General features: G+C 72.9%; 17 protein-coding genes. 6 read left to right on the forward strand and 11 right to left on the reverse strand.

All coding sequences use genetic code 11. The features are described 5' to 3' along the window. Positions 1-208: 208 nt before the first annotated feature. Positions 209-1630 carry an MATE family efflux transporter gene (locus RM540_RS01790; protein ID WP_311661580.1) on the forward strand — a complete coding sequence of 474 codons (1422 nt, stop codon included), beginning with the start codon at positions 209-211 and terminating at the stop codon, positions 1628-1630. 246 nt (positions 1631-1876) lie between these two features. On the opposite strand, the gene RM540_RS01795 is transcribed toward RM540_RS01790, so the two are convergent. The 10 genes from RM540_RS01795 to gap form a co-directional block, all read right to left on the reverse strand. Beyond that, positions 1877-2101, reverse strand: coding sequence for a type II toxin-antitoxin system HicA family toxin (locus tag RM540_RS01795; protein ID WP_311661582.1), 225 nt, complete (start codon positions 2099-2101; stop codon positions 1877-1879). A 2-nt stretch (positions 2102-2103) separates the two neighbouring features. Continuing rightward, positions 2104-2316 (reverse strand): type II toxin-antitoxin system HicB family antitoxin, encoded by a 213-nt coding sequence (locus tag RM540_RS01800; RefSeq protein ID WP_311661583.1) that lies wholly within the window; start codon positions 2314-2316, stop codon positions 2104-2106. Positions 2317-2412: 96 nt separating this feature from the next. After that, complete coding sequence (locus RM540_RS01805) at positions 2413-3135, reverse strand: TIGR04283 family arsenosugar biosynthesis glycosyltransferase (RefSeq protein WP_311661732.1); 723 nt, start codon at positions 3133-3135, stop codon at positions 2413-2415. Between the two features lie 184 nt (positions 3136-3319). Next, the gene (locus RM540_RS01810) at positions 3320-4201 is read right to left on the reverse strand and encodes a dimethylarginine dimethylaminohydrolase family protein (protein WP_311661585.1); all 882 of its coding nucleotides are present in this window, start codon (positions 4199-4201) and stop codon (positions 3320-3322) included. A gap of 162 nt (positions 4202-4363) precedes the next feature. Then, positions 4364-5335, reverse strand: a complete 972-nt coding sequence (locus RM540_RS01815; RefSeq protein ID WP_311661587.1) for a hypothetical protein — start codon at positions 5333-5335, stop codon at positions 4364-4366. 122 nt (positions 5336-5457) lie between these two features. Continuing rightward, the gene (locus RM540_RS01820) at positions 5458-6363 is read right to left on the reverse strand and encodes an ABC transporter permease (protein ID WP_311661588.1); all 906 of its coding nucleotides are present in this window, start codon (positions 6361-6363) and stop codon (positions 5458-5460) included. 73 nt (positions 6364-6436) lie between these two features. Continuing rightward, positions 6437-7432, reverse strand: coding sequence for an ABC transporter ATP-binding protein (locus RM540_RS01825; RefSeq protein ID WP_311661590.1), 996 nt, complete (start codon positions 7430-7432; stop codon positions 6437-6439). Positions 7433-7749: 317 nt separating this feature from the next. Next, complete coding sequence (locus RM540_RS01830; protein ID WP_311661592.1) at positions 7750-8739, reverse strand: mechanosensitive ion channel family protein; 990 nt, start codon at positions 8737-8739, stop codon at positions 7750-7752. A 119-nt stretch (positions 8740-8858) separates the two neighbouring features. Beyond that, entirely contained in the window at positions 8859-10052 is a 1194-nt protein-coding gene (locus RM540_RS01835) for a phosphoglycerate kinase (protein ID WP_311661594.1), read from the reverse strand. Positions 10053-10138: 86 nt separating this feature from the next. Further along, the gene (gap, locus tag RM540_RS01840) at positions 10139-11140 is read right to left on the reverse strand and encodes a type I glyceraldehyde-3-phosphate dehydrogenase (protein ID WP_311661595.1); all 1002 of its coding nucleotides are present in this window, start codon (positions 11138-11140) and stop codon (positions 10139-10141) included. 214 nt (positions 11141-11354) lie between these two features. Between gap and RM540_RS01845 the strand changes: the two genes are divergently transcribed. The 5 genes from RM540_RS01845 to RM540_RS01865 all read left to right on the forward strand — a co-directional run bounded on the left by RM540_RS01845 (position 11355) and on the right by RM540_RS01865 (position 19844). Beyond that, entirely contained in the window at positions 11355-12164 is an 810-nt protein-coding gene (locus RM540_RS01845) for a tetratricopeptide repeat protein (protein ID WP_311661596.1), read from the forward strand. A gap of 193 nt (positions 12165-12357) precedes the next feature. Further along, complete coding sequence (locus RM540_RS01850; protein WP_311661597.1) at positions 12358-13737, forward strand: sigma-54-dependent transcriptional regulator; 1380 nt, start codon at positions 12358-12360, stop codon at positions 13735-13737. A gap of 115 nt (positions 13738-13852) precedes the next feature. Next, positions 13853-14599: an ABC transporter ATP-binding protein gene (locus RM540_RS01855; RefSeq protein ID WP_409945979.1), complete on the forward strand. Its 747-nt coding sequence runs from the start codon at positions 13853-13855 to the stop codon at positions 14597-14599. 248 nt (positions 14600-14847) lie between these two features. After that, positions 14848-15876, forward strand: coding sequence for a quinolinate synthase NadA (gene nadA / locus RM540_RS01860; RefSeq protein WP_311661601.1), 1029 nt, complete (start codon positions 14848-14850; stop codon positions 15874-15876). A 422-nt stretch (positions 15877-16298) separates the two neighbouring features. After that, positions 16299-19844 (forward strand): sensor histidine kinase, encoded by a 3546-nt coding sequence (locus RM540_RS01865; protein WP_311661603.1) that lies wholly within the window; start codon positions 16299-16301, stop codon positions 19842-19844. Between the two features lie 299 nt (positions 19845-20143). On the opposite strand, the gene RM540_RS01870 is transcribed toward RM540_RS01865, so the two are convergent. Beyond that, positions 20144-21499 (reverse strand): hypothetical protein, encoded by a 1356-nt coding sequence (locus RM540_RS01870; RefSeq protein WP_311661605.1) that lies wholly within the window; start codon positions 21497-21499, stop codon positions 20144-20146. Positions 21500-21575 lie beyond the last annotated feature (76 nt).

The following is a 21575-nucleotide window of genomic DNA, read 5'->3' on the forward strand; positions in this document are numbered from 1 at the left end:
AGGCTCCGAGCGAGCCTCCGGCGGCCGCTCCGCGGGCGGGGCGTGGACACTGGTCGCCGCGCGCGCGGCCGCCGGAGCGCGACGCGCTGCCACACGGTTCGCGGGCGGGGCGGATTCCATGGAGACTGCGGCCCCTTCGCGCCGGACGCACCCACACGCCGAACTGCCCACGGCCCCGCGAGTTGGCCGAGCCTCTGCCGCTCCCTCTGTGCCCGACGCCCCCCGCCCTTCTAGCGCCATCCTCGAAGGCCCGATCGCTCGGGCGCTGCTGCGGCTGGCGGGGCCGGTCGTGCTGGCGAACGTGTTCCAGACGCTCTACCAGCTGACCGACACGTTCTGGGTGGGCCGGCTGGGCGCCGAGGCCGTCGCCGCGGTCTCGTTCAGCTTCCCGGTCGTCTTCCTGTTTATCGCCGTCGCGGGCGGGGTGACGATCGCCGGGACGATCCTGGTGGCGCAGGCCGAGGGACGCGGCGACGCCCGACAGGTGGACTACGTGGCGGGCCAGACCTACGCCATCGTCCTGCTCCTCTCGGTCGTGCTCGCGGGCGCGGGGTACGCGCTCGCCGAACCGCTCCTGCGCCTGATGGGGGCCGACCCGAACGTGCTCGGCATGGCGGCCGAGTACCTCCGCCTGAGCTACCTCGGCCTGCCGTTCGTGTTCGGCTACTTCGTGTTCCAGGCGCTGCTGCGCGGCGTCGGCGACGTCAAGACGCCGCTCTACATCGTCGGCGTGACGGTCCTTCTCAACCTGGTGCTGGACCCGCTGTTCATCCTGGGCTGGGGGCCGATCCCGGCGCTGGGCGTGGCCGGCGCGGCGGCGTCCACGATCGGGACGCAGGGGCTGGCGGCCGCCGTCGGGGCGTGGCTGCTGGTCAGCGGCCGCCGCCCGGTGCGCGTTCGCCGGGGCGACCTCCGGCCGGACCTCGCGCTCGTCCGCGAGATCGCCCGGCTGGGCTTCCCGGCGTCCGTCGACCAGGCCATGCGCGCGCTCGGGCTGACGGTCCTGGTGACGCTCGTGGCCGGGTTCGGGAGCGACGCCGTGGCCGTGTACGGCGTCGGCACGCGGATCTTCTCGTTCGTGCTCATCCCGGCGCTGGGGCTGGGCATCGCTACCTCGACCGTCGTCGGGCAGAACGTGGGGGCGGGGCAGCGGCTCCGTGCGCGGCGGACGACGGCGATCGGCGCCTGGATCGCGTTCGGTGCGATGACGGCGGCGGGCGCGCTGGGCTTCGCTTTTGCCGAGCCCCTCGTGGCGGCGTTCGTGCCCGACGAGCCGGCCGTAATCCGCGAGGGCGCCCGCTTCCTCCGCATCATGGCGCCGGGCTGGGGCCTCATCGGTGTGCAGGTGGTGATCGGCGGCGGCTTCAGCGGGGCGGGGCGGACCTACGTCTCGATGCTCATCTCGATCGCCAGCCTGTGGGTGCTCCGCTTCCCGCTGGCGTGGTTCCTCTCGTCGCGCGGCGGGCTCGGCACGGACGGCATCTGGTGGGCCTTCCCGGTTTCGTACGCCGGCGGGGCGCTCGTGGCCGTGGTGTGGTTCCTCCAGGTGCTCCGCACGCCGGCCGAGGACGAGGTGGCCGAGGAGAAAGCCGTCGCCGAGTCGGCGGTCGGCCATCCATACGGCCGCTGAGGCCGCCCCGCCCGCGCGACGGAGGCGGGGTGGGGATCAGGGCACATTGCCCCGCCCGGCCACTTCGGTTCGGCGGCGGGTGGACACGCTCGACCGAGCCTGTGGACCGCGGGCCGTTCCGGGGGCGGGGTGGCAGAGCGGGGCGCAGAGGGCGTCACTGCTCCGCCCCGATCGGCTGGAATCGGCGCCGGCCCCTCGACGGCTACCACCAGCGGCAGGCTACACCGCGCGACCTAACCGCGCGACCTACTCGCGACCGAGCAGCTGATCGACTGTCGAGCCGATGTCGCGCGCGATCTTCCGCAGCAACGACGGCGACACGTCGCGCCCTTTGTGGAACGGGACCGTCGTAGCCCGGCCATCGGGGTGGCGGAACTGTTTGTGCGAGCCGCGCTGGCGGACTTCCTCGAACCCGAGAGCGAGGAGGAGCTGGATGACTTCTTGTGGCGAGAGGACGGGGACGTTTCCCACGACTACACCGCGACGGCGATGAGTTGCGTGCCGACGAACTCGCCTTCGAGGGTCGGCTCGCCGTCTTCGAGAAGCATCTCGACCACCTCGCGCATGTTGGACTGTAGCTCGTCCAGCGTTTCAGCCTGGGAGTGAGCACCCGGGAAGCCAGGAACGTGTCCTACTAGAAGCGAGGTGTCGGGGTCTCGCTCGACGACGACGGTATAGGTTCGCATGAGGAGGGCGGCTCGTTTTCAGGTCGAACGGCGAGAGCGCTGGGGGGTTGCCGCCGAGCGAGCGCGCTGTAACGAGAACCCCACCCCGCCCCGCCCTTAGTCCGGGTAGAACCGCTTCAGCCGCGCCGGCGGCACGCCCGCGTTCCAGGCCGCCCACAGCGCCAGGTTGCGGAGCTGCTGCCGGACCGCCCCGCCCCGCCGGAACCGCCGCGCCGACGTCACGACGGCCGCGTCCAGGAACACGAACCGGCCGCGCCGGCGGACCGCCCGCACGGCGTCGAGGTCCTCGAAGATCGGCTGCTCGGGGAAGCCGCCGACGGCGTCGAACACGTCGCGACGCACGAACAGCGCCCGGTCCCCGAACGCGAGGCGGTGCCACCGCATCCACAGGCGGGCCTCCCACAGCCGCATCGCCGCCCGCCCGAGCGGCCCAAACGCCGGCTCGCCTGGGGCGGGGCGGTCGAAGGTGACGGCAAAGCAGCCGCCGGCCACGCCGGGCTCGGCCAGCGCCCGGCGCACCCGGTCGAGCGCGCCCGGCGGCAGCGCCGTGTCCGCGTGGAGGAACAGGAGCGCGCCGCCCCGCCCGTGCGCGGCGCCCGCGTTCATCTGCCGCGCCCGGCCCCGCTCCGACGCGATCACGCGGGCCGAGGCGAGGGCGGGGTGGACCGCCGCGGCCGTCCCGTCCGTCGAGCCGCCGTCCACGACGACGACCTCGACCGGCCCCGGCTGCGCCGCCACCGACGCCAGCGTCCGCCCGATGCCGGCCGCCTCGTTGAGGGCGGGGATCACGACGGTGACGGTCTGGGGGGTGGGGTTCAGAGTTCTGGGGGTTCAGAGTTCGGGGTTCGGTAACGGGGGCGCCCCACTCACGCCGGCGAGGGCGGGGTGGAGGATCGGGCCTGGAACCGAGCCCTCGCAAACGAGCCCGCCCCGCCCGAGGGCGTAGATCCTCCCCACCCTGAACCTCCCAACCCCGAACCCACAAACCCCGCCCGCCCCGCCCCTACCAGAACATCAGCTTCATGCAGAACACCGACCCGCCCGACTTCAGGAACTCGTCGGTCTGGAGCTCGACGACCTCGTAGCCGGCGTCCTGGAGGAGCCGCGTGGTCTCGGTGCAGCCCTGCTGGACCAGGACGTGCGTGCCGTCGGGGCAGTGGGCGTTGCACGCGAAGAGGCCGCGGGCCTCGTCCTCGGGCGCCTCGATGACGCGGTCGAAGTGCGCGCGCAGCGCCTCGATCCCCTCGTCGTCGAACGCGCCCGGGTAGAGCAGCGCGGTCTGCTCGTCGAGCGGGCAGAGGCACGTGTCGAGGTGGTAGAAGTCGGGGTCGTCGAGCTTCAGGGGCACCACCATGAACCCGAGCGCGCGCTCGAGCCGGTCGTAGACTTGGCGGTCGGTGCGGTAGCCGTAGCCGCCCCAGAGGAGGTAGCGGCCGGGGTGCCAGAGCGCGTCGCCCATGCCCTCGAAGTCGCCCGGGAGGTCGGGGTCGAGGCCGCGGACCTCGTAGCCCTCGCCCTCGAAAAAGCGCCGGTAGTGCTCGACCTCCGGCTTCCGCTGCGCCGCGTGCATCCGGCTGATGATGGCGCCACGCTCGCCGCCCGGCGTCTGGTAGGGGAGCGTCTGGTTGGCGCAGAACACCATGTCCGGCAAGCCCGCCGCCCCGTCCAGCACGCTCACGTCCAGGCCCAGCCGCACGTACGCGTCGCGGAGCCGCTCCCACTGGTGCCGCGCGCGGTCGCGGTCGACGTCGCCCACGTTCCCGGCCATATGCGGGTTGATGACGTAGGCGACCTCGAAGTGGTCGGGCGTCGTCAGCAGGACGCGGCCGGGGCGGGGGATCGCGGGGAGGGCGCTGACCTCGAACGAGGGGGCGGCGTCAGACATGGGGCAGACCCAGAGGGCGGGGTGGGGCCGGAATCTAGCTCTATCCCCCAGCCCGTCGACGCGCCGCCCCGCTCCCACGGGTCCCGCGACAGACGCCACAAATGCAGACCGCCCCGCCCCCAGGAGCGGGGCGGGGCGGCGTATCGCCGTGGGGCGGGGCGGCTAGTCCGCGCGCGCGGCGTTCAGGAAGGCCGTCGTCAGGAACGCGTCGACCTCGACGCCGCCGTCGCGGGGCTCGACCGTGGCCCGGTCGAGGACGTCGAGCGCGGCGGGCTCGTCCTTGACGCCCATCTTGGCCGCCGCGATGCCGCCGCGGAGCGCGTCGGCCACGTCGCCCGTGTCGGTCCCGGCGCGCGTGACGACGAAGGCGCGGACGGGGACGCCGTCGTCGCCGAACGCCATCGACAGGACGACGCCGTCGGCGGCGCGCGCGGCGAGCGCCGCGGGCGGGGCGTCGGAGGGGAGGTCGCCGCCCAGGCGGTCCAGGCCGCGGGCCACGAACCACGCGCCGTCCGGGTGCTGGACGCGGTCGAGGAGGGCCTGGAGCTCGGCGCTCGGCGCCTGCCCGTCCGTTCCCAGCCGGCGGATCATCTGGCCCAGCGTGGCCTCGTCGCCGCCGAGGATCATCTGGTCGTTGACGAGCGCGAACCCGCCCCGCCCGCCGTCGTCGCTCTGGGCGAGGTAGACCGGGACGCCCTCGACGTCGGTCGGCGTCAGATTGAGGTCGGGCTGGCCGGCCACGTACTGCTCGATCCGGTCGCGGTCGAACCGGCCATACGCCACGAACGCCGCCCGCGGGCCGCCCTCGGACGCCGCCACGTAGACGCGGTCGAGGTCCGTGTCCGGGTCGAACCCGGTTTGGCGGACGAACGTGTCGAAGTCTTGCGCGCCCCCGCCGCTCATGAACCCGAGCCCCGCCCCGCCCGTCATGGCGTCGAGCGCGGCGCTGCCGCGGGCGGCCTGGAAGTCCATCATGCCCACCATGTCGGCGGAGGCGGGCAGCAGCGTGAGCGCGTCCGTCGTCTGCGCCGTCGCGCCGACGCCCGGGGCGACGGCCGTGTCGGTGCAGCCGCTCACGAGCCCGAGGGCGGGGAGGAGGGCGAGCGCGGCGAGCGCGCGGAGCGTGCGGGTCATGGCGAGTGACGGGTTATGAGTGACGAGTGACGGGCGGGAGCTCTCGGCCAGCCTGTTCCGCTGGATGAGGGCGGGGCGGCGGAGGCGGCGGGCTCATCACCCGTCACTCGTCGCCCCTCACCCTAGTAGTCCTTGCGCGAGAAGAGGGCGAAGGCGCCCGCGTAGCACACCGCGCCAAAGGCCAGCGACGAGAGGAGCGGCGTGAGGCTGGCTACGGGCTGCCCCGTGGCGAGTTGCGGGACGAGCGACGTGCCCACGCTCCCGAACTTGGGGAGCACCGCGTAGAGCCCGACCACGAGCGGCCGCCACACGCGCGAGACCTGGTCGGCCAGGTTGGGGATCGCCAGCACCAGCGTCACGAACAGGAGCGCGAGCGTCGCGATGAGCGAGAGCGGGGCGGACCCGCTCCACACGCCGACGAGCGCGACGACGCCGTAGAGCACGGCGAACATCCCGAACACGGCCCCGATCGCGAGCAGGAACCGCGGGTTCCAGATCCCCGACTTGATCGACATCACGAGCCAGACGGCCCCGAACAGGTACACCGTCAGCGCCAGCATCACCACCCAGACGCCGGCCAGCCGCCCCGCCAGGACCTTGGAGCGCGAGAGCGGCTTCGTCAGGAGCACGTCGACCCCGCCGCGCTCGACGAGCGAGGCCACCAACCCGCCCGTGGCGAAGAGCGCGAGCAGGATGCCGATCCAGTAGGCCGCGCCGGCCACGAACGTCTGCGCGCCGAACACGAGGCTCTCGAGGAGCGAGCCGCCAAAGGCCGGCGGCGCCGCCTCGGTCATCGGCTCGCCCGTCACGGGGTCGATCACCGGCCGGCCGTCGCCGTCCAGCACGAGCGTCTCAGACGCCCCGGCGTCCTGCCCGAACAGGCGCGCGCCGGCGAGCGAGCCGTCGACGACGTCGAGTTGGAGCGCGAACGCGAGCACGACCCACACGAGCGTGGCGACGACGAACAGGCCGACGACGACCTTGCGGGCGCGGAGCTCGCGGAGCGTGAGGAGGAGGAGTCCGACCATGTTGAGGAGGAGAGGGGGAAAGAGAAGAGGAGGAAAGGATAGGAGAGGGCGGGGCGGGGGCACCTCTTCTCCTCTACGCCTCCAGCCCTCTTCTCTGCCCCGGGCGGGGCGGGGCGTCGTCGTGGGTCACGACCTCGACGAACAGCTCCTCGAGCGACTGGCGGACCGGCTCGACGGCCTCCACGTCGACGCCGTCGGCGCGGAGCCGGTCGAGGACCGCGCCCAGCGCGCCGCGGTCGGGGACGACGACGTGGGCGAGCGCCAGGCCGTCAGCGCGCGGGGCCGGGTCGGGATCGACCACCCCGCCCAGGGCCTCGGCCGTGGGCGGCGGAAGCGGCGTCGTCAGGAGCCGCCACGCGCGGCCGACGCGCGTGAGGTCGTCGACGGTCCCCTCGCGGACGAGCGCGCCGTCTTTGAGGATGGCCACGCGTGTGCACACGCGCTCGACCTCGCTCAGCAGGTGGGAGTTCAGGAAGACGGTCACGCCATCGTCGCGGAGCGTCTCGATGAGCTCGCGGATCTCGCGGCGCCCGACCGGGTCGACGCCGTCGGTCGGCTCGTCGAGGAACACGAGGCGCGGCCGGTTCATGAGCGCCTGCGCGATCCCCAGCCGCTGGAGCATCCCCTTCGAGTAGGTTCCCACCTTCCGGTCGGCCGCCCCGCCCAGGCGGACGAGGTCGAGGAGCGCCGGCGCGCGCCGGGCGCGCCGGTCGGCGTCCACCCCGCCCACGCGGGCGAACAGGTCGAGCGTCTCGCGGCCCGTCAGGAACGGGGGGAAGCGGTGGCCCTCGGGGAGGTACCCCACCTCGCGCCGGGCGTCGGCGTCCGAGACGGGGCGCCCGAGGAGCGTCGCCTCGCCGGCCGTGGGGCGCACGAGCCCGAGGAGCAGCTTGACGAGCGTGGTCTTGCCGGCCCCGTTCGGCCCGAGCAGCCCGAACGTCTCGCCCGGTCCCACCTCCAGGTCGAGCGGGCGGAGCGCCTCGACGGGCGTCCGGCCGCCGTACGTCTTGGCGAGGCCGGCGGTGCGGAGAACGGCCCCGTCGGGCGGGGGGGCAGACGCGTCGGTCACGGGCACACTCAATGAGGCGAGGGCGGGGCGGGGTGGCGGAGGTGCCCTCGACGGCGGAGCCGCCGCCGAGTTTCGGGCCGATCCGAAGGGCGGGACGTGCGGATGGCCGCCCCGCCCCTCACCCTGGCTGCGCCGACCTGGCGGCTGTCCCTCTCCCAGCGGGAGAGGGAACGTCGTAGAGGCCGCTCGGGCGGGGCGGAGGATGGCGCACGAACTCAAAGAACTGGCAGTACGGTGCGGACGGTGCAAGGGGCTCGGCCAGCTTGAACCGCATCCAGTACCCGGTACCTCGTACCCGGTATCCCACCCCGCCCGGGTCAGTCCGCGCCGGCGGCCGCGGCGTCTTCGGGAGAAGCCGCCGCCCCACCCGAGGAGCGGACGTAGACGGTCCGCCGCGGGAACGGGATCTCCACGCCGGCCTCGGCCAGCCGCTGCTTGACGAGCGTGCGGATCGCGCGGTCGGCCGCGAACTGCTCGCCGGGCCGGACCTGGACGATGATCCGGGCCGTCACGCCCGAGTCGTCGAGCGAGAGGAGGCCCTGGACTTCGGGGGCGTCGTCGACCATGACCGCCTTGGCCGCGTCGGTCGCCGCCCACTCCTCGGCGACGCCTTCGAGCACGCGGAGCGCCTCGTGCGCGTCCTGCTCGTAGCTCAGGCCCACCGTCACGACGACGCGCGCGAACCCGACCGACTGGTTCCCGAACGTCCGCACCTCGCCGGCCGGCACCATGAGGAGCTCGCCCGAGAACTTCCGCACCTTGATCAGCCGGAGACCCACGTACTCGACCGTGCCCACGTCGTCGCCGATGCGGATGAGGTCGCCGTTGCCGAGCGTGTCGTCGAAGAGGAGGAAAAAGCCCGAGATCACGTCCTTCACGAACGTCTGCGCCCCGAACCCGATCGCCAGCCCGGCGATCCCGGCGCCGGCCAGGAGCGCCCGGATGTCGAACCCGACCATCGACAGCACGGTGATGCCGGTGATGGTCCACACGGCGTAGCGGGCGACCGAGCCGAGCAGGTCGGCCACGGTCAGGACCCGCTGGCGCCGCTTGTCGAGCGTCGGGGCCATCTGCGCCCGCTTGACCCACCGCCGCTTGAGGCGCTCAAAGAGCCCGAGCAGAAAGAGGGCCGCCGTGATCACGACGACCACCTGGATCACGGTCCACCCGATGTTGAGCCAGAACGCCTCGCTGGTGAGCCGGTCTCGGAGGCCGACGATCACCTCGGCCGCCGTCTTCGCCGCCTGCTTGACGGAATCCTGAACGGCGACCTCTGGCGGGTCGGGGCGGAGCGGGTTGAGCTGCATCGGTCGGTTGGTCGGGGCGGTCCCCCAGCGTAGCGCCGCCCCGCCCCGGACGGTCGCGGGGCGGGGCGGGCGGAAGTGCGTCGTCGTCGCCCCGCACGCTCGGGCGGGGCGGGGTGGTCCTAGCGGAGCGCCGCGAGCCCGGGGAGCGTCTTGCCCTCCATAAACTCGAGCATCGCCCCGCCCCCGGTCGAGACGTGCGTGACGGTGCCGGCGAGCCCGCTCTGCGTCAGCGCCGCGACCGAGTCGCCGCCGCCGACGACGGTGAGCGCGTTGTTTTTGCGGGTCGCGTGGGCGAGCGCCTCAGCGATGGACAGCGTGCCGGCCGCGAACGGGACCATCTCGAACACGCCCATCGGCCCGTTCCAGATGACGGTCGACGCCCGCTCGACGACGTGGGCGTACTGCTCGCGCGTCTGCGGCCCGATGTCGAGGCCCATCCACCCGTCGGGGATCTCGCCCTGGATTACGCGCGTGTCCGCATCGGCCGCGAAGCGGTCGGCGACGACGTGGTCGGTGGGGAGCCGGATCGTGTCGCTGAACTGCTCGATCAGGCGGAACGCGTCGTCGGTCCGGTCGGCCTCGACGAGCGAGTCGCCGACCGAGTGGCCGAGCCCGGCCAGGAACGTGTAGGCCATCGCCCCGCCTACGATGAGCGTATCGACCGCGGGCGCGAGCGCCTCGATGACGCCGATCTTGTCGGACACCTTGGCCCCGCCGAGCACGGCCACGAACGGGCGCTCGGGGCGGTCGAGCGCGCGCGTGAGAAAGTCGACCTCGCGGCGGAGCAACTCACCGGCCGCCGTCTCGGCCACGTGATGCGCCACGCCCTCGGTCGAGGCGTGGGCGCGGTGGACCGAGCCGAAGGCGTCGGAGACGAACACGTCGGCGAGCCGGGCGAGCCGGGCGGCGAGGTCGTCGTCGTTCGCGGTCTCGCCGTCGAGGAACCGCGTGTTTTCGAGGAGCACGACCGCCCCGCCCCCGCCGCCCTGCGCGCTGGCGATGCAGGCCTCGGCTTTTTCGCCGACCGTCTCGTCGCAGAACGTGACGGGCGCGTCGAGGAGCGTATCCAGGTGCTCAGCCACGGGGCGCAGCGAGAGCGCTTCGTCGCGGCCCTTCGGGCGGCCGAGGTGCGACATCAGGACCGGCGTCCCGCCCGCCTTCAGGATGGCGCGGATCGTCGGGAGCGCCGCGCGGACGCGCGTGTCGTCGGTGATCCGCCGGCCGCCGGCGCCGTCGTCCTCCATCGGCACGTTGAAGTCGACGCGGACGAGCACGCGGCGGCCGGCGAGGTCGAGGTCGGAGAGAGACTGCATAGAAGCTGGGGACTGGGGGACTGGGGACTTCCGTGGCGACGAGGGCTGTTGCCAGTCCCTTTAGTCCCTGGTCCCCGTAGGCCCTGCTACGCCATCAGGCGCTGGACGAGGTCGACGGTCCGGTTGGCGTAGCCCCACTCGTTGTCGTACCACCCGACGACCTTGACGAGCCGGCCGTCGGCCATCGTCGACGGCGAGTCGAGGACGCACGAGTGCGCGTTCCCCACGATGTCGACCGACACGAGCGGGGCGGTCGAGTACTCGAGGACGCCCTGGAGCGGGCCGCTCGCCGCCGTCTGGAAGGCGTCGTTGATCTGGTCCACCGTGACGTCCTTCTCGAGGATCGCCGTGAGGTCGGTCAACGACCCGTCCGGCGTGGGCACGCGGACGGCGAACCCGTCGAGCTTGCCGGCCAACTCCGGGAGCACGAGGCCCACGGCCTTGGCGGCGCCCGTCGTCGTCGGGATCATCGAGAGGGCCGCTGCGCGCGCCCGGCGGAGGTCCTTGTGCGGGGCGTCCTGGAGCCGCTGGTCGGCCGTGTAGGCGTGGATCGTGGTCATGAACCCCTTTTCGACGCCGAACGCGTCGTTGAGGACCTTGACCATGGGCGCGAGGCAGTTCGTGGTGCAGCTCGCGTTCGAGACGACCTCCTCGTCGCCCGTCAGCTGGTCGTCGTTGACGCCGAGGACGACCGTCGCGTCGACCTCGCCGGAGGCCGGGGCCGAGATGACGACCTTTTTCGCCCCGCCCTTGAGGTGGAGCGCCGCCTTCTCACGCGTGCGGAACACGCCGGTCGACTCGACGACCACGTCGCAGTCGAGGTCGCCCCAGGGGAGCGCGGCCGGGTCCTTTTCGGAGAACACGCGGAAGCGGTCGCCGCCGACGACGATGCCGCCGTCCTCGGCCGTCACCTCGCCGGGGTAGACGCCGTGGACCGAGTCGTACTTGAACAGGTGCGCGAGCGTCTCGGCGTCGGTCAGGTCGTTGACGGCGACGATGTCGAACTGGTCGCCGCCCCGCTCGAGGATGGAGCGGAAGACGAGGCGGCCGATGCGACCGAATCCGTTGATGCCGATTTTGATGGCCATGCTGACGAGGGGCGGGGTGGGAGAGGAGAGTCAGAGGGTAAGCGGGGCGGGCGCGCGGAGGTCCGCCGGGTTCGATGAAAACGTCCGCAATAGGGCGGGGCGGGGTGGAGCGGGGCAATTCGGTGGGCGCGGCCGGCCGCCCCGCCCTCTACCTTCTGGCCGACCGTTCGTCCCGCGACTCCCGACGCCGGCGGCCTGCCGAGCTCCGACCCCGATGGCCCAGATCAACCCGCCCAAGCGGCTCGCGTCCTCCCGCGAGGGCGACCTCCGCGAGGACCACCTTACCGACGCCTACGCCCGCTCGACCTCGTTTTTCGACGAGCACCGGACGGCGATCGTCGCGGTCGTCGTCGGCCTCATCGTCCTGGCCCTCGTCGTCATCGGCTACCAGACGTGGCGGGCGGCGCAGTCCGAGGAGGCCCAGCAGTACCTCGGGGCCATCCTCGTCGAGTACGAGCGGGGCAACTACCAGGCGGCCCTCGACGGGACCGACGCGACGCCGGGCCTCCTCGAGATCGCCGACGACTACGGCTCGACGGCGACCGGCGAGCAGGCCACGTTCTTCGCCGCCGACGCCCTGTTCCAGCTTGGGCGCCTCGACGAGGCGCGCGCCATGTTCGAGGACTACGACGGCGGCGGGCTCCTCGAGGCCAGCGCGCTCGCGGGCCAAGCCGCCATCTACGAGGTCGAGGGCGATCCGGCGCGCGCGGCCGAGCTCTACGAGCGCGCCGCCGGCGTCTACGACTCGCCGGCCTCCGGCCCGGCCTACCTCCTGGACGCCGGCCGCGCCCACCTTGCCGCCGGCGACGCCGCTGCGGCCGAGGGCGTGCTCCAGCGCGTCCTCGACGAGTACGGCGACGCGCGGGAGGCCGAGGCCGCCCAGGTCGAGCTCGGCCGCGCCGAGGCCGCCGCGACGGCCGCGGGCACGGCCACCGGCGACGTCCGCCCCGCCCCGGCGGCGGCCGACACAGACGCGGCGGCCGGGGCGGCGGCCCCGGGCCTCCAGGTCGAGGAGGTCCAGTAGGGGCGACCGGCGGTCGCCCAAAAACAGGCGCCACCCCGCCCGCGCAAACGGGGGCGGTCGGGCGGGGCGGTCAGGTCGGAGGCGGGGCGGCGGTGTCCGCCCCGCCCTGCGTAGATCGCCGGCGCGGGCGGGGCGGACGCGCCCCGGCGTCGCGTTAGCTTGGGCCGTCCCCCCCGACCGCCCCGCCCCGCCCGTGCCCACGATCCTCCTCGCCGACGACGAGCCCGCCAACCGGAACGTGCTCCGCCACGTCCTCGAACTCGAAGGCTACGACTTCGAAGAGGCCGCCGACGGCGAGGAGGCGCTCGCGAAAGCGCTCGGCGGCGGCATCGACCTCGTGCTCCTCGACATCAAGATGCCGAAAAAGGACGGGATGGAGGTGCTGCAAGCGCTCCACGAAGCCGAGGCGACCGTCCCCGTCGTCATGATCACGGGGCACGGGACGGTCGAGACGGCCGTCGAGGCGACCAAGCTGGGCGCGGTCAACTTTCTCGAGAAGCCGCCCGACCTCAACGACGTCCTCGTCACGGTCCGCAACGCGCTCTCGATGGGCCAGCTCCAGGTCGAGAACAAGCGGATGCGGCAGACCGTCCGCGACCAGGCGACCGGGGGGCTCACGCCGATCGTGGGCGAGAGCCCGGCCATCAGCCGCATCAAGAGCACCGTCGAGCGCGTGGCGCCGTCCGAGGCCCGCGTGCTCATCACCGGCGAGCCCGGGACCGGCAAGGAGCTCGTCGCCCGGTGGGTCCACGCCCAGAGCCAGCGCGCGGACGGCCCGCTCGTCGAGGTCAACTGCGCGGCGATCCCGTCGGAGCTCATCGAGTCCGAGCTGTTCGGGCACGAAAAGGGGGCCTTCACGGGTGCGACGAAGCAGCGCGTGGGCAAGTTCGAGCAGGCCGACGGCGGCACGCTGTTCCTCGACGAGATCGGCGACATGAGCCTGGACGCCCAGGCCAAGGTGCTCCGCGCGCTCCAGGAGAGCCGGATCACGCGCGTCGGCGGCGACCGCTCGATCCCCGTCGATGTCCGCGTGGTGGCCGCCACCAACCGCGACCTCCTCGCCCAAGTCGACGAGCACCGCTTCCGCGAGGACCTCTACCACCGGCTCTCGGTCATCCTCATCCACGTGCCCCCGCTCCGCGAGCGCCGCGAGGACGTCCCGGCGATCGCCCAGTTCATCCTGGAGCAGGTCATGCGCCGCAACGGGATCGAGGACAAGGACCTCGCGCCCGAGGCGCTCGACCGGCTCCGCCGGCTGGACTGGCGCGGCAACGTCCGCGAGCTCCGCAACGTGATCGAGCGGCTCCTCATCCTGTCCGACGGCGATGCGATCACGGCCGAGGACGTCGACCGCTTCGTGGCCCCGGGCGGCGCGCGCGGCGACGCCTCGCTGGGCCTCATCGACCGCTACGAGTCGTTCTCCGACTTCCGCGACCAGGCCGAGAAGCTGTTTATCGAGCGGAAGCTCGAAGAGCACGGGTGGAACGTGTCGCAGACGGCCGAGACGATCGGCATCCAGCGCTCGCACCTCTACAACAAGCTGGAGAAGTACGACCTCTCGCGGCCCGAGTAGGGTTCTGGGTTCGGGGTTGAACAGGTCGATTCCAAGGTCCCACCCCGCCCGCCCGCCCCGCCCGTATGCCCTCCCATCCCCAAGCCACGTGGCCGGCGCAGTCCACCCCGACCTCCTGAACCCTGAACCGGCCCCGGGCGGGGCGGGGCGGACCGTCTTAGAGGCCCGCGGACTGGGCAAGCGCTACCCCACGGCGACCGGCGGCCTCGACGTGCTGGCCGGCGTCGACGTCGAGGTCCGCTCCGGCGAGCTCGTGGCCGTCGTCGGCGAGAGCGGGACGGGCAAGAGCACGCTGCTCCACCTGCTCGGCGCCCTCGACCGCCCGACGGCCGGGACCGTCCGCTACCGCCCCGCCCCCGACGCGGGGGCGCCGGAGCCGCCCTGGGAAGACGTGTTCGCGCTGAACGACGAGGCCCTCGCCGCCTTCCGCAACCGGGCCATCGGGTTCGTCTTCCAGTTCCACCACTTGCTCCCCGAGTTCGACGCAGTCGAAAACGTGGCCATGCCGGCCCTCATCGCCGGCGGCTCGCTGGGCGGGGCGGCGCCGCGCGCGCGCGACCTGCTCCGCCAACTCGGCCTGGGCGACCGGCTCACGCACCGGCCGAGCCAGCTCTCGGGTGGCGAGCAGCAGCGCGTGGCCGTCGCGCGCGCGCTCATGAACCGGCCGGGCGTGGTTCTCATGGACGAGCCCTCGGGCAACCTCGACACCAAGACGGCCGGGCGGCTCCACGACGAGCTCCGCCGCCTCAGCCGCGCCGACGACCAGGCGTTCGTCATCGTCACCCACAACCCAACGCTCGCCGCCCTCGCCGACCGCACGCTGACGCTGGAGGGCGGCCGCCTCGTGGAAACGGCCTCGTAAGGGCGGGGCGGGGGCCGATCACCCTGCCCGCGAACCGTCTGCAGCGGATGCGCCGTGGCCTCCTCCGCTGCACGGGCGGGGCGGTTACCGTGAGGGCGGGGCCGTAGAGCGTCGCCCCGCCCGACGGTGAGCCGGCGCGCTGGGGCGGGGCGGCTTCTGCTCCCTCCGCTGTGGTGGAGGGCGGGGCGGCCCGCGCGAACCCCCGCCCCGCCCGCGTTCGTAGGGCACCGACACCCGCCCCGCCCCCGATGACCGAGACCCTCGATCTGCCCACGCTCGACCCCGCACGTTTGGCGCCCGCCGAGATCGCCCGCGTCGGGTTCGTCCGCGAGCCCGTCGACCCCGCGCTCGACCTGTTCGAGGAGATCGAGCGGCTCAAGCGGGAAAAGAACGCGGTCCTCCTGGCCCACTACTACCAGGAGCCCGACATCCAGGACACGGCCGACTTTATCGGCGACTCGCTCGGGCTCGCCCGCGAGGCCGCGCAGACGGACGCCGACGTCATCGTGTTCGCCGGCGTCCACTTTATGGCGGAGACGGCCAAGATCCTCAACCCGAGCAAGACGGTCCTCCTGCCGGACCTCCACGCCGGCTGCTCGCTCGCCGACAGCTGCCCGCCCGACGCCTTCGCCGCCTTCCGCGCGGAGCACCCGGACCACCTCGTCGTCAGCTACATCAACTGCTCGGCGGCCATCAAGGCGCAGACGGACATCATCTGCACGTCGTCGAACGCGGAGCACATCGTGCGGCAGATCCCCGAGGACCAGCCCATCCTCTTCGCGCCCGACCGCAACCTCGGCCGGTGGCTCATGAAGGAGACCGGGCGGGACATGCTGCTGTGGAACGGGGCCTGCATTGTGCACGAAATATTCTCCGAGCAGAAGCTCGTTCGCCTCAAAATCAGGTATCCAAATGCCCCGGTATTGGCTCACCCCGAGTGCGAGGAGCCCGTGCTCCGTCTCGCCGACCACGTCGGCAGCACGTCGTCGATCCGGCGGTTCGCGGCCGAGTCCGACGCCGACACGCTCATCGTCGCGACCGAGTCCGGCATCCTCCACCAGATGCAGAAGGACAACCCGGGGAAGACGTTCGTGGCCGCCCCGCCCGACAACGGGTGCGCGTGCAATGACTGCCCCCACATGAAGCTCAACACGCTCGAGAAGCTCTACCTGTGCCTGAAGCACGGCCATCCGGAGTTGGAGATGGAGGAGTCGCTAAGGATCAAGGCCTTGCGGCCCATCGAACGGATGCTCGAGATGAGCGCGGGCGTGCGCTAGGACCGCCCCGCCCGCGTACAAAAAACCGCCGGCGGTCGTAGGACCGCCGGCGGTTTTCAGATCAGGCCAAATCAGGCTTCTCTACGGGGAGAAGGTCGGATCGCTAATCGCGAATCTCGCCTTGAGGAGCGTTCGAGCCGCCTGAGGCTGCCCCGCCCCCGCCGGCGGTGAAGGAGATTCCGAAGAGAGAGAGAAGGAAGGAGACCATGAGATCCAGGGAGTGGTGGGAGGACAGTAGAATGTATTCCCTAGGTGGAACGAGGAGGCCCCCAACTTGGACGATGTAGAACATCGAAGTTCCTCCAAGCCTCTTCTAAACCAAGGGAGACGGAGGGGGTGTGGTTAAGTCGCGGGATGTGCGCGGCGATACGAGACACACCCCGCCCCACTCGGTAGCCGGTTCTGAGGCTGCCGTAGGACCTGTGCTCCCACGCCTTCCCCTCGTCCTGCTCGTCTTCGCTGTTGGAGGTGCGTCGGCACAGACGCTCCCCTCCCCACGCGAGGGCACGGTGTACCGGAGCCATACATCGTCGTGGGACACATACGAGGCGCACAACCAGAACTGGGGCGTCACGCAGGGGCCGACGGGCCTCGTCTTTGTTGCCAATGGTCAAGGGGTCTTAGAGTTCGACGGCGAAGACTGGCGGCTTCACGAGCTTCCGAAAGCGGAGGCCGCGATGGTTCGGTCGGTTGCCGTTGGGGCGGACGGTCGGACGTACGTGGGCGGGGCGGGAGACCTCGGCCGGCTCGTTGCAGACTGCAGAGGGTTCCTCCAGTACGAGAGCCTCCGCGAGCACTTGCCCCGAGACGAGCAGAACTTTTCCGACGTTTGGGCCACCCACGCGACTCCTGAGGGTGTCGTGTTCCAAACCGACGAGGGGCTGTATCGGTGGGACGGCGCCCGCTTCCAATTGTGGTTCACGTCGACCCGGTTCCAGACGTCCTTCCTCGTCGATGAGGTCGTTTACGTGTGGGAAGAGAACGTGGGCATCAAGCGGCTTCAGGGAGGCGACCTCCGCCTTGTGCCCGGCGCCGAGTGGTTTGCCAACCGGAAGATTGACGGCCTGCTCCCCCATGCGCAGGGGCTCGTCGCCGTCGTCCGCGGCGAGGGCCTCGTGCGGCTCCACGACGGCCGCGTCACGCCGATGGGCGGGGCGGGGTCCGACTACCTCGTCCGCTACCGCCCCTACTCGGCCGTCGCCGTCCCGGACGCTTACGGGCGGGGCGGGAGCCTGTACGCGGTCGGGACCTTGGGCGGCGGCGTCGCCATCATCGCACCGGATGGCGGCCTCGTCCGCGTCTACCGCGAGGACGTAGGCCTTTCCGTCGAGGACTACGCGGTCGACCTCCACGCCGACCGTCAAGGCGGGCTGTGGGTGGCGACGCTCAACGGGATTACGTGGATCGACCTGTTTAGTCGGTACACTGCGTTTGACCGGGCTTCGGGACTCCTCGGCAGCGTCTACCACGTCAACGAGGTGGAGGGGGCGCTGTACGCCGGCACGGCGCTCGGGCTGTACCGGCTTGTCCCCGGAGCGCTCGGGCGCCCCGGCGGCACGCCGGCCTACGCTCGCTTCGAACCCGTCCCGGGGATACCGGAGCAGGCCCAGACGTGGCAGATTACGCCGACGGCGGCGGGCGCGCTCGTCCCGACAGACCGGGGCGTGTTCCAGGTGCGCGAGGGGCGGGGGCGCCAAGTCACCGCCGACCTTGCGTTCGCCGCGCTCGTGCCTAGCGCCCGCCCCGCCCTCGCCTTTGTCGGGCTCAAGGACGGCGTCGGAATCCTTCGGCTCCGCGGCGATCGGTGGGTGAGGGCGAGGCGGCTGGACGGAGTCGAGGGTGAGACCCGCTTTTTCTACGAGGGGCCGGGCGGGGAGGTCTGGATGGCGCAGACGGCCGGCGACGTGTACCGCGTGACCGGCCTGGACACGGGCCGGCTGCACGTCGAGCGGTTTACCGAAGCGAACGGGCTGACAGTCGGGGGCGCTCCGATCAGCGGCGTCGGCGATGAGGTGCGGATCTCCAGCCGCGAGGGCGTGTTTCGGATGCGGGTCGAGAACGAGCGGCTCCGCCTGACGCCGGTCCCGGCGTTTCGGGACGTCCAGGGCACGTACGGCCTGTTCACCCTGGGCGACCGCTCGTGGCTCTCCCAGGACGGCGTCTTCCAGACCGTCGAGGGCGGAGACGGCGCGGGCGGGGCGGCGAGCGGCCTCGCCCTCCGGGGCGTCCAGGTCCTCGGCGTCTCCGAGACGGCCGGCGGCGTCCTGTGGGTCGCGACGGCCGACGGGCTCGTCCGCTACGACCCCCGCGTGCGCCAGATTGGCCGCCCCGCCCCCGCGTTCCTGCGAGCCGTGACCGACCGCCACCGCGAGGCGCTCTGGGGCGGGGCGGCCGCGTGGTCGCCTGACCCCGACGACCCGGACGAGCGCGACCTCGTGCTCCCGTTCGGCCAGCCCGACGAACTCCGGTTTGTGGCCGCCGCCGCGTTCTTCGGCGACGTGGGCGAGGTCGAGTACCAGTTCCGCCTGGACGGCTACGCCGACGAGTGGAGCGCGTGGGGGCCGGAGCGCGTGACGACGAACACGAATCTCTGGGAGGGCCAGTACACCGTCCGCGTCCGGGCGCGCGACGGGTACGGCCGTGTCAGCGACGAGGCCCGGTTCGGGCTCCGCGTGCTGCCCCCGTGGTACCGGACGTGGTGGGCGTTCACGCTGTACGTGCTCGTCGTCTGCGGGCTCGTGTGGGCGCTCGTCGGGTGGCGGCTCCGCCAGCACCGGAAGCGGCTCGACGTGCAGCGGGCGCGGAGCGCGCGGCTCCAGCGGCTCTCGGACCGGCTGGCGGGCTTGAACGCCCGGATCCGCGACGCCGACCGGCTCAAGGTGGACCTGCTGGCCAACACGAGCCACGAGTTGCGGACGCCGCTGACGGCCATCCTGGGCTACTCCGAGATCCTCCTCGATGAGGCCGAGGGCGAAACGCGCACGCTGGCCGAGAGCATCCACCGGGGCGGCCGGCGCCTGCTGGGGACGGTCAACGGGCTGCTCGACATGTTCAAGCTCCAGTCGGGCACGTTCGAGGTCCACGCCGAGCCGGTCGACGTCGCCGCGGCCGTGGGCCAGAGCGTCCGCCTGCTCCAGCCGCTCGCCGCCGAGCGCGGGCTCGACCTCGCCGTGCTCCCCGAGGGGCGGCCCCTCCCCGCCCACCTCGACCCGGCGCTCCTCGACCGCGTCGTGACCAACCTGGTCGGGAACGCCATCAAGTTCACCGACGCCGGCCGCGTCGTCGTGCTCCTCGACGGCGACGACCACGCCGTCCGCGTGACGGTCCGCGACACCGGCGTCGGGATCGCCGAGGGCGACGTCGAGCGGCTGTTCGAGCCGTTCGAGCAGGCGTCGAGCGGGTTCGCCCGGTCGCACGAGGGGACCGGGCTGGGCCTGTCGATCGTCCGGCAGGTGGTCGGGCTTGTCGGCGGGAGCGTCCACGTCGAGAGCGCGGTCGGGGAGGGGACCTCGGTCGAGGTCGTGTTCCCCCGCGAGTGGGAGGCGCCCGAGGCGCAGACGGCCGGGCTCGACCCGTACGGCGGCGACCTCGGGGGCGCCTACCTGCTGGCGCTCGACGTGGGCGACGCCGCGGCCGCCTTCTTGGACGGCCGGCTCGGACCGGCCGGTCGGCTCCGGCTCGTGCCCACGCTGGGCCGGGCGCTCCGCGAGGCGCGCACGACGGTCTACGACGTCGTCCTGGTCGGGGCCGCCCCGCCCGCCGTCGAGCGCAAGCGCGTGGCGCTCATCCGGTCCGTCTCCGGGTACGAGCGCGTGGCCGTCGTGCGCGTGGGCGGGGCGGCGCTGGACGCCGAGGGGCTCCGCCGCCGCGGGTTCACGGACCAGCTGCCCGGCCCGTTTGACGCCGCGCGGGCCGCGGTCCTGCTCGAGCGGGCGCTCGGCGAGGTCCCCGAGCTTGCCGAGGCGTAGGGCGGCCGCCCCGCCCTCGCCGCCTACCGTGCGGGCGGGGCGGTCCTGGATGGCGGCCGCCCCGCCCCCGCAGTATCCCCCGAGTAGGTAAGGGTACGGCTCTGATACCGGCTCTGGAGGTTTGTGCGCCACCCCGCCCTCGCCCTGGCTGCGCCGACGCTGCGCGGTGTCCCTCTCCCGCGGGAGAGAGCACCTCGTAGACAGGCAGCGGGCGGGGCAGCGTACGGCGCACGAACCCAGCGATCTGGTATGAGAGAGCTTCTCGGGCCGCGTACCCCGTACCCCGTACCCTCGAAAGCCTAGTCCAGCACCACGCGGAGGCCGACGAGCGGCTCGAACCGGCGCTCGACGAGGAAGCGGCCCAGCTCGTCCACGCCGTCGGCGGCGTCCAGGAGGCGGTAGCCGTAGCGGGAGCGCACGAAGACCTCGCCGGCCCGGCCGACGGGGACGCCCACGTCGAGGACGAGCGCGTTCTGGTCGCCCAGCGAGCGGAACAGGAGGTCGATGAGGCCCCGGAACCCCTCGCGCTGGAGCTCGAACGCGAGCCGCGGCCCGCCCACCACGCGGCCCGCCACGCGGATCCCGTAGGCGCTCGCGTCGTCGGGGCCGAGATGGCGGCGGACATGCTGCGAGACCTCGACGGACCCGAACGCGACCACGCCCAGGTCGAGGACGAGGTCGACCCCGCCGCTCAGGCTGTCGAGCGGGGTGCCGGCGAGCTCGATGTCGGCGTCGTCGTCGAAGAACGTCCGGTCCACGACGATCCGGTCGGACGCGTTGCTGACGGTGTAGAACGGGCCGACGTAGCCCGGCACGAAGTCGGCCGACGACACGAAGACGGCGGCGCGGGCGCGGGCGCGGAGGCCGTTGAGGTCCTCGGCCGCCAAGTCCACCCCGCCCCCGACCGTGCCGCCGTGGCCGAGGTAGCCGCCGGCCGTCACGAACGGGGCCGCCGAGAGCACGCCGTCGCCGAAGAGGAGCCCGCGGACGGTCGCCTCGACGCCCGTCAACGACGAGTCGCCGGTGAGCCCCGGGGCGCCCAGGTCGTGGACGACGGCGAGCCCCAGCGCCAGGTCGCGGGCGGGGCCGAGGCGGAGGCCCGTCACGAGCGACGCCTCCCCGCCCACGACGCCGTTGAGGCGGAGGTCGTCGACGAAGGCGCCGGCCGTGAGGCGCCGCCCCGCCACGGCCGCCTCGGCGCCCAGCGTCCGCTCGTCGTAGGCCGTCGTGGTGCGGTAGCCGCGGACGAGGGCGCCCGTGCCCAGCGTCATGCGCTCGGTCGGCCCGAGGCGGGCGTAGACGCGGCTCGTCGCCGTCGGGTTGAGGCGGACGTAGCGGACGGCGCGGAGGGCGTCGTACGCCTCGTCGGCCTCAGGGTCGTACAAACCGCCGGCGGCGGGGTGGACCGTCGTCCCGACGCCCAGGCTGAACCGCCCGCGCGCCGCCTCGACGTCGGCGCGGACGGCGCCGCGCCACGTGTCGGGCAGGTAGGCCGGGCCGCCGTACACCCCGCCCACGACGACGGTCGGGGCCGGCCCGCTCCCCAGCGGCCCGCTCCCCAACTCCATCACGTCGCTGGAGGACCCGAACGCGAGCGGCTGCCCGACCGCGAGGGCGGGGAGGAGAGCGAGGACGGCGACGAGGAGCGGGCGCACGGCGGGCGGGGCGGGGCGGGGAAGCTACCCCGCGCGCGGGGCGCGGTCGCGGCCCCGCCCCGCCCGGCGGCACCTC

The organism is Rubrivirga litoralis (assembly GCF_031846415.1).
GTDB lineage: Bacteria > Bacteroidota > Rhodothermia > Rhodothermales > Rubricoccaceae > Rubrivirga > Rubrivirga litoralis.

Bases quoted from the DNA above. Each gene is read 5' to 3' on its own strand.
- RM540_RS01800 (WP_311661583.1), bottom strand. From the start codon at position 2,316: ATGCGAACCTATACCGTCGTCGTCGAGCGAGACCCCGACACCTCGCTT.
- RM540_RS01810 (WP_311661585.1), bottom strand. From the start codon at position 4,201: ATGTCTGACGCCGCCCCCTCGTTCGAGGTCAGCGCCCTCCCCGCGATC.
- RM540_RS01815 (WP_311661587.1), bottom strand. From the start codon at position 5,335: ATGACCCGCACGCTCCGCGCGCTCGCCGCGCTCGCCCTCCTCCCCGCC.
- RM540_RS01820 (WP_311661588.1), bottom strand. From the start codon at position 6,363: ATGGTCGGACTCCTCCTCCTCACGCTCCGCGAGCTCCGCGCCCGCAAG.
- RM540_RS01830 (WP_311661592.1), bottom strand. From the start codon at position 8,739: ATGCAGCTCAACCCGCTCCGCCCCGACCCGCCAGAGGTCGCCGTTCAG.
- RM540_RS01835 (WP_311661594.1), bottom strand. From the start codon at position 10,052: ATGCAGTCTCTCTCCGACCTCGACCTCGCCGGCCGCCGCGTGCTCGTC.
- gap (WP_311661595.1), bottom strand. From the start codon at position 11,140: ATGGCCATCAAAATCGGCATCAACGGATTCGGTCGCATCGGCCGCCTC.
- RM540_RS01845 (WP_311661596.1), top strand. From the start codon at position 11,355: ATGGCCCAGATCAACCCGCCCAAGCGGCTCGCGTCCTCCCGCGAGGGC.
- nadA (WP_311661601.1), top strand. From the start codon at position 14,848: ATGACCGAGACCCTCGATCTGCCCACGCTCGACCCCGCACGTTTGGCG.